This window comes from Candidatus Accumulibacter aalborgensis (assembly GCF_900089955.1).
Lineage (GTDB): Bacteria > Pseudomonadota > Gammaproteobacteria > Burkholderiales > Rhodocyclaceae > Accumulibacter > Accumulibacter aalborgensis.
Genome location: NZ_FLQX01000096.1, coordinates 44,230 through 53,086, shown reverse-complemented (window position 1 = coordinate 53,086; position 8,857 = coordinate 44,230). Strand labels below are relative to the sequence as shown.

The 8,857-nt window shown below is 62.7% G+C and carries 4 protein-coding genes; 3 read left to right on the top strand and 1 reads right to left on the bottom strand.

Going from position 1 to position 8,857, the window contains the following annotated elements; all coding sequences use genetic code 11:
* Window positions 1-16: 16 nt before the first annotated feature.
* Window positions 17-2,923, bottom strand: coding sequence for an Ig-like domain-containing domain (locus ACCAA_RS07360; RefSeq protein ID WP_186406584.1), 2,907 nt, complete (start codon window positions 2,921-2,923; stop codon window positions 17-19).
* A 190-nt stretch (window positions 2,924-3,113) separates the two neighbouring features.
* On the opposite strand from ACCAA_RS07360, the gene ACCAA_RS07355 reads away from it, so the two are divergent.
* The 3 genes from ACCAA_RS07355 to carB all read left to right on the top strand — a co-directional run bounded on the left by ACCAA_RS07355 (window position 3,114) and on the right by carB (window position 8,794).
* Window positions 3,114-4,244, top strand: coding sequence for a helix-turn-helix transcriptional regulator (locus tag ACCAA_RS07355; protein WP_186406583.1), 1,131 nt, complete (start codon window positions 3,114-3,116; stop codon window positions 4,242-4,244).
* A gap of 208 nt (window positions 4,245-4,452) precedes the next feature.
* A complete protein-coding gene (gene carA / locus ACCAA_RS07350; RefSeq protein ID WP_186406590.1) occupies window positions 4,453-5,595 on the top strand; it encodes a glutamine-hydrolyzing carbamoyl-phosphate synthase small subunit in 1,143 nt (380 codons plus the stop codon).
* Window positions 5,588-8,794, top strand: a complete 3,207-nt coding sequence (gene carB, locus ACCAA_RS07345; protein ID WP_186406582.1) for a carbamoyl-phosphate synthase large subunit — start codon at window positions 5,588-5,590, stop codon at window positions 8,792-8,794. Before carA ends, carB begins: the two co-directional genes overlap by 8 nt.
* Window positions 8,795-8,857 lie beyond the last annotated feature (63 nt).

Here is an 8,857-nt window from a genome sequence, read left to right as displayed (position 1 = left end):
TCTCGTGAAACGCCGGTCACGCTTTGGTGAAATCACCGGTCACGATGGCGTGAAATACGCAGTAGTAGTCGGTTCCTGGCAGCAGGTCGGCTTTGGGGTTGAGGAGTACGCTACTGCCGTTGAAGCTGAGCGAACCGCCTGCCTCCCCCACTCCGGTCGCGACGTTGAAGCTTTCCACCACGGTCCCGTCGGCCTGGTACAGCCGGATGGTGCCGGTGCCGGCGTGGATGTTCTCGGAGAAGTACAATGACAGGCTCTGATCGACCTCCATGGTCCCGTTGTCTGACGGGTTGGACCCGTTGAGCGTTGGTACCGAGTCGACAGCCTTGAAGTTCAGGGTCGTATTGTCGCTAATGCCGGCATAGCTGTGGTCGGTACTATCCTTCAGCGCAGTCGGGTCGATCTGAAGGTAGTAGTCGGTTCCCGGCAGCAGGTCGGCTTGGGGATTAACAGCGACGCTCAAGCCTTGGAACATGACCGAGCCGCCTGCACCTCCAATTCCGGTCGCGACATCGAAGCTTTCTACCACTGTGCCGTCCGCCTGGTACAGCCGGATGGTGCCGGTGCCGGCGTGGATGTTCTCTGAGAAATGCAGGCCGATGTCCCGATTGAACTCCAGGGTCCCGTTGTCTGACGGGTCGGACCAGGAGAGCGTTGGCACCGAGTCGACCGCCTTGAAGTTCAGGGTCGTATTGTCACTGATGCCGGCATAGCTGTGGTCGGTACTGTCCTTCAGCGCAGTCGGGTCGATCTGAAGGTAGTAGTCGGTTCCCGGCAGCAGGTCGCCCTTGGGGTTAATATCGACCGACGAGCCGTTGAAGCTGAGCGAACCGCCTGCCCCTCCCAAACCGGTAGCGACATCGAAGCTTTCTACCGGGGTGCCGTCGGCTTGGTACAGCCGGAGGGTGCCGGTACCCGCGTGGATGTTCTCGGAGAACCACAGCGACAGGTTCCGATCGAACTCCATGGTCCCGTTGTCTGACGGGTCGGACCCGGAGAGCGTTGGTACCGAGTCGACCGCCTTGAAGTTCAGGGTCGTATTGTCACTAATGCCGGCATAGCTGTGGTCGGTACTGTCCTTCAGCGCAGTCGGGTCGATCTGAAGGTAGTAGTCGGTTCCTGGCAGCAAGTCGGCGCCGGGATTCACATAGATGTTCCCGCCTTTCCCAGGGAAGTTCCAGAAGGCGACCGTCCCGCCCGCCCCTCCCATTCCGGTAGCGACATCGAAGCTTTCCACGAGGCTGCCGTTCGCCTGGTACAGCCGGAGGGTTCCGGTGCCGGCGTAGATACTCTCGGAGAACCCCAGCGACAGGCCCTGATCGAACTCCATCGTTCCGTTGTCCGATGGATGGGACCCTGTAAGCGTCGGCGCCGGATCAGGCACAGGTCCCGGCTCGGGCACCGGATCAGGTCCCGGTCCCGGCTCGGGCACGGGATCAGGTCCCGGTCCTGGCTCGGGCACGGGATCAGGTCCCGGTCCTGGCTCGGGCACTGGATCAGGTCCCGGTCCAGGGACCTGCTGTCCGTGAACGATTTCGCCCACTTCCGCTGTGTGGATGGCGTCGGTCAGCGCCTTGCCGGTGAAACTGGCGAGCACGCCCGCCAGGCCCTGGCCACCTTCGATCGCCTGCACCAGCGCGTCCAGTGCGTTTCCTTGCGCGATCACGGCGCTTTGCGCCAGAGTCCGGATGTCGGCGGCCCCCTCGGCCGCGTGGTTGCTGCCGGCGATGAGGCTGGCGATGTCGCTCGCCTGGTCAATCAGGCTACTGGCGCCAGCGGTGGCAATGGCCACCTGAATCCGGTCGGTGAGCAGTGCATGGTCAGCCAGATCGATTGCCTTCCCGCCCGTCATCGCAGCGGCAAGCGCCTGGGTGACGGCGCCGGTGGCGGCCAGCAGGTCGATGTTGGCGCTGCTGGCGTTAATCGCGCTGCCGGCGATGGCGATGATGTTGGCCACCTTCAGCGCGGCCCGCTCGACGAGCAGCGCGGCTGCCTTGTCCTGCGTAGTGGCGTTGGCGTCGGCGAGCACAGCGATGGGGTCGTAGGAAAGCAGGTTGATGTCGACCGGCAAACCGAGCGCCTGCTGAACCGACGCGGCGGCGCCGGCGACGCTCGCGCCGCCCGCCACCAGGTTCTCGATTAGGGTCGTCAGCGGATTCACCACGGTGGAACCCGACGGAGCGGTGAAAGCACCATGGAATTCCTTGCCGGTCAGGATGTCGACGCCGCCATTGGCGATCAGCGTGCCGCCACTAGTCGTCGCAGGCAGGAGGAAGTTGCCGGACGCATCGGTGGTGGTGGAAAACTCGCCAGTGCTGAACTTTCCATCGCCATTGGCATCGACAAACACGGTGGCGCCGGCGATGTACCCATCGACAACCGAGGTTTTGATGCCGCTTGCCGACAGACGGGTAGTCAGCGCTTCCAGACCCTTTTCGCCGGTGGCAAGACTCTGCGCGCTGTCGCTGATTCCCTGAAGTAGATTGTGGACGGCGTCATTGACGGGGGAACCTGTAAAGTAGGCGCTCTTTCCTGCGGTAGACAGGTCGGCCAGGAATTGATGCGCTGCTTCGGCACGGTTGTCGAGCGTTTGGCCGAGCTCATCGGTCCAGTTCATCACGATGACAAAAACGTCCGCCCACTTCATTTGTCCCGAATCAATCAGCGGCGCGAGCCCGGCGGCGTCGCTGTCGCTCAAGGTCAGGCCGAGGCCGTTCAGGGCCAGCGTCTGGAAGGTCGCGGCCGTACCGTGTGCAGCAGCCTGATCAGTCATGTAGGCGTTGACCACGTCGATCAGCGGCGCCCAGTCGCCATTCGAGCCCGACCAGCCGCCCAGCATCTCCATCTCGTTACTGTTTGCACCCCGGCCAGTGGCAAGGATGAAGACTTCCTGAAGCGCTTTCTGTACCGATACGTCAAGCATGGCGGGCCCCCATTTTCCAAGTGAACGGTGAGAACAACAGGCAGCAGATTTCGGCATGGCCTGAAGATTCTTGTGGTCGCAAAAATACTATGCCCAGATACCAGCATGGTCTATCCTACAAAAGTAGTGTTCTTGCGGACGGCCACCGTTATATCAGTGGCCCGGGCGACTCTCTGTAGGGGGAAGAGCGATGAACAGATCGTACGGTCAAGGCGAGCGGCTGCTGCAGATCATCGAGATGGCCTACGCGGCGAGCGACGACGGCGAGATGGTGCGCTCGGTGTTCACGGCGCTGCGCGAATTGATGTCGTTTGCGAGCGGGGTCTTCATGCCGGTGAACCCGGAGACGCTGGAACTGCAGCCGGGGCTGTGCTTCGATTGCAGTGCCGCGGACATGGAAACCTATCTTGCGCACTATGCGCCACTGGATCCCTTCGTGCAGCAGCAGCCGGGCCCGGCACTGCTCAATCGCACCATGCGCTTCTCGGACGTGATCACTACCGGCGATGTCGGGCGCAGCGAGTTCAGTACGTTCTTGCGGCAAGTACCCTACCATCACGCGCTTGGCATACTCACCGGCCTGGCACAACAACCCGTTGCCGTCTTCAGCGTACACCGGCAAAGACACGAGCGCGATTTCAGCGCCGACGAGCAGGCGCTGCTCGACTGCGTCGGCCCGCACCTGGCGCGGGCGATCCACCTGCGTCGCCAGGTGAGCGATCCGACGCGACGCGCCGAAACGGGGATACTGGTGTTTGGCAGCGCAGGACAGGCCCTGTACCTCAATGCCCCAGCCCAGCGCTTTCTGGGCACGACGCCGCCGGCAGCGCTATGCGCAGCGCTGCCGACGCAGGGTGCGGCAGTCATCAAACTCGCGTGGCAATACTTTCGCCTCAGCCGGGTGCCGTGGGCAACGACCAGTCTGCTGTGCCGCTTCGCAGTGGCGGAAGCGGCGAATGGGGTCGATCAGCCTCAGGCGGATGCCGGCCCGGTCGAGCGCTGGTCAGCGGCAATGCGACAGAGGTCGGCCTGGGGGGGAGCGACGGTCGTCGTCCTGCAGCCGTTTCAACAGCGGACCGATTTCGTCCGTCGGCTGGAGGTTTTCGGGCTATCGCCACGCCAGTTGGAAGTCGCGACCTGGGCGCTGCGCGGCCTGGCCAACGACAAGATTGCCGACACCATCTGCCTTGCCGAGCAAACGGTAAAGGACTACCTCCAGGAGATCTATCACCGGATCGGCGTCGGTACGCGACCCGCGTTGTTGGCCAAGGTGCTGGGGACAAGTGCGATTCCGGCCGAGTTGGGCAAGCGACGCCGATAGGAGTGCTCGCCATACGGCTAGTGGCTACAGCACGGTGCAGGGGTTCGTGGGTGCGTGGAATAAGCCCAAAATGAGCTGTGCTCCGGTATAATCCCGCGGTTTGCATGGATCGAAGCGGGACGGCTGCGCGCCCGTCCCGCTTTTTCGTCTCTGAAGCCCTGACCGGCGAGTATTCATCCGCAGCATCCACAGGAGTCTTTTTGTGTCCTTGCTACCCACTCTTCCTCCCGCGATTCTCGCCCTGGCCGATGGCACGATTTTCCGTGGCCAAGCGATCGGCGCTGGAGGCAGTACCAGCGGGGAGGTCGTTTTCAATACCGCAATGACCGGCTACCAGGAGATCCTGACCGATCCTTCGTATTGCCGCCAGATCGTCACTCTCACCTATCCGCACATCGGCAACGTCGGTTGCAATGCCGAAGACTTCGAATCGCGCGGCAATTATGCCGCCGGCCTGGTCATTCGCGACCTGCCGATTCGTGCCGAGAGCTGGCGTCGGCAGGAAACTCTGGCCGAGTATCTGCATCAGCATGGCATCGTGGCCATCGCCGGCATCGATACCCGCAAACTCACCCGCATCCTGCGGGAAAAAGGCGCCCAGGCGGGTTGCCTGATGGCCGTCGAGGTCGATGACCATCGCGCCGTCGCCGAAGCGCGTGCCTTCCCCGGTCTCACCGGAATGGATCTGGCCAAGGTGGTCAGCGTCGCTGCACCCTATGACTGGACCGGCGGTGAATGGACCATCGGCGGATATCGCGCAGCGCCCGCCGCGCGGTGGCATGTAGTGGCCTACGACTTCGGCATCAAACACCACATTCTGCGCATGTTGGCGGCGCGCGGCTGCAAGGTGACCGTCGTGCCGGCCCAGACGAGCGCCGCCGAAGTCCTCGCGCAGCACCCGGACGGTGTCTTTCTGTCGAACGGCCCCGGCGATCCGGAGCCTTGCGGCTACGCCATCAGGGCCATCCGCGAACTGCTTGCTGAAGGAGTGCCGACCTTCGGCATCTGCCTGGGTCACCAGCTCTTGGCACTGGCCTCCGGCGCCCGGACGCTGAAAATGAAGTTCGGCCATCACGGTGCCAACCACCCGGTCAAGGATCTGCAGACCGGCCAGGTGCTGATCACCAGCCAGAACCACGGCTTTGCGGTGGACAGTGAAACCTTGCCCGACAATCTGCTGACGACGCACGTTTCGCTCTTCGACGGCTCACTGCAGGGCGTTGCCCGGCGCGACGTGCCGGCTTTTTCGTTCCAGGGCCACCCGGAAGCGAGCCCGGGGCCGCACGACATCGCCTACCTGTTCGATCGCTTTGTCCAGATGATGCAAGACCAGAAGGCGCCACATGCCTAAGCGCACAGACCTCAAGAGCATCCTCATTATTGGTGCCGGCCCGATCGTCATCGGCCAGGCGTGCGAGTTCGATTACTCCGGTGCGCAAGCCTGCAAGGCACTGCGCGAAGAGGGCTACCGGGTGATCCTGGTGAACTCGAATCCGGCGACGATCATGACCGATCCGGAAATGGCCGATGTGACCTACATCGAGCCGATTACCTGGCGGGTGGTCGAAAAGATCATCAGCCGGGAGCGGCCCGACGCGTTGCTGCCAACCATGGGCGGGCAGACTGCCCTGAACTGTGCGCTCGATCTGGCCAGGCACGGCGTCCTCGAACAGTTTGGCGTCGAGATGATCGGCGCCACCAGGCAAGCCATCGACAAGGCCGAAGACCGCGAGAAGTTCAAGACGGCGATGACCGCCATCGGTCTCGCGTCGGCTCGTTCGGCGGTCGCGCACTCGATGGAGGAAGCCCTCCAGGTGCAAGCGATGATCGGCTATCCGTCGATCATCCGGCCATCGTTCACCATGGGCGGCTCGGGTGGCGGCATCGCCTACAACCAGGAAGAGTTTGTCGACATCTGCAAGCGCGGCCTGGAGGCCAGCCCGACCAGCGAACTACTGATCGAGGAGTCGCTGATCGGCTGGAAGGAATTCGAGATGGAAGTCGTTCGCGACAGGAACGACAACTGCATCATCGTTTGCTCGATCGAAAACCTCGATCCGATGGGCGTCCATACCGGCGACTCGATCACCGTCGCACCGGCGCAGACGCTGACCGACAAGGAATACCAGATCATGCGCGACGCCTCGGTGGCGGTGCTGCGCGAGATCGGCGTCGATACCGGCGGTTCGAACGTGCAGTTCGCGATCTGCCCGACCGACGGGCGAATGATCGTCATCGAGATGAACCCACGCGTCTCGCGCTCGTCAGCGCTGGCCTCGAAAGCGACCGGTTTCCCGATTGCCAAGGTGGCCGCCAAGCTGGCGGTGGGTTATACGCTGGATGAGCTGGCCAACGACATTACCGGTGGCAAGACGCCGGCCTCGTTCGAGCCGTCGATCGACTACGTGGTCACCAAGGTGCCACGTTTCGCGTTCGAGAAGTTCCCGGAAGCTGATTCGCGACTGACCACGCAGATGAAGTCGGTAGGCGAAGTCATGGCCATCGGGCGGACCTTCCAGGAGTCCTTGCAAAAGGCGCTGCGCGGCCTGGAAATCGGTGTTGATGGCTTTGACGAGATCAGCGTTGACCGCGAGGAAATCGAGACGGCCTTGAGCGAAGCACGCCCCGAACGGATCTGGTACATCGCCGACGCCTTCCGTATCGGTCTGCACCTCGAAGAGATTCAGCGCCTGACGGCGATCGACCCCTGGTTCCTCGCGCAGATCGAGGACCTCTACCAGAAGGCCGAACGAATCCGGAGTCGGCCGCTCGCTTCGCTGTCGCGCGACGAAATCCGGCACTTGAAGCGTGCCGGCTTCTCCGACAAACGCCTGGCGACACTGATGAGAACCACGCAGACGGCAGTTCGCGAGCGTCGCCACGCTTTGGCAGTCCGCCCGGTCTACAAGCGTGTTGACACCTGCGCCGCCGAGTTCGCGACCGATACCGCGTACATGTACTCGACCTACGAAGAAGAGTGTGAGGCGAATCCCAGCGAGCGCAGGAAGATCATGGTCCTGGGCGGCGGCCCGAACCGCATCGGCCAGGGAATCGAGTTCGACTACTGCTGCGTGCATGCGGCACTGGCGCTGCGCGAAGACGGTTACGAGACGATCATGGTCAACTGCAATCCGGAAACCGTGTCCACCGACTACGACACCTCGGATCGCCTCTACTTCGAACCGCTGACGCTCGAAGACGTGCTGGAAATCGTCGCCGTCGAGAAACCGATTGGCGTCATCGTCCAGTACGGCGGCCAGACGCCGCTAAAGCTGGCGCGCGACCTCGAAGCCAATGGGGTGACTATCATCGGTACCAGCCCGGACATGATTGACGCCGCCGAGGACCGTGAGCGATTCCAGAAGCTGTTGCAGGATCTCGGTCTCAAGCAGCCGTCGAACCGTACCGCGCGCACCGAGCCTGACGCCTTGCGCCTGGCGGCCGAAATCGGCTATCCGCTGGTCGTTCGTCCATCGTACGTTCTCGGCGGCCGGGCGATGGAGATCGTTCATGACCCGCGCGACCTCGAGCGCTACATGCGCGAGGCGGTCAAGGTGTCCAACGACTCGCCGGTGTTGCTCGACCGCTTCCTGAACGACGCCATTGAAGTGGACGTGGATGCCCTTTGTGACGGCAACGACGTGCTCATCGGCGGCGTGATGGAGCACATCGAACAGGCAGGGGTTCATTCGGGGGACTCGGCGTGTTCGCTGCCGCCGTATTCGCTGTCGTCCGAACTGCAGGACGAACTACGCCGGCAGACGCGGCTGATGGCCAGGGGTTTGAATGTCTGCGGGTTGATGAACGTCCAGTTCGCGATCCAGAACGGCGTCGTCTTTGTCCTGGAAGTCAACCCGCGCGCTTCACGTACGGTCCCCTTTGTCTCGAAGGCGACCGGCCTGCAACTGGCAAAGATTGCCGCTCGCTGCATGGTCGGGCAGTCACTGGCCAGCCAGGGGGTGACCAGGGAAGTCATCCCGCATTATTTTTCGGTCAAGGAAGCCGTTTTTCCGTTCGCCAAGTTCCGCGGGGTCGATACCATTCTCGGCCCCGAAATGAAATCGACCGGCGAGGTGATGGGTATCGGCCTGAGCTTTTCCGAGGCCTTCGTCAAGAGCCAGATGGCGGCCACCGTGCGCCTGCCCAGTTCAGGCCAGGTGTTCATCAGCGTCAAGGAATCGGACAAGCAGAAAGCGGTGGCCATCGCCCGCGATCTGCGCGCCGCCGGCTTCTCGATCCTGGCCACGCGCGGTACCGCCGCGGCCATTGCGGCGGCGGGAATTGCCGTCACGCCGGTCAACAAAGTGACCGAGGGCCGCCCGCATGTGGTCGACATGATCAAGAATAACGAGATTGTCCTGATCATCAACACGGTAGACGAGAAGCGCAAGGCGATCAGCGATTCACGCTCGATACGCACCTCCGGGCTGGCGGCACGGGTAACGATCTACACCACGATCTGGGGTGCGGAAGCCGCCACGGCGGGGATCAAGAACCGCGGCGAGTTGGTTGTGTATTCAATACAGGACCTGCACGCCGAATTGAGTTAGTTAACCATGCAACCGACGGCGCTCGCCGCTCACCTGGTGGCGGTGGCGGCGGCGGGTCGTTGG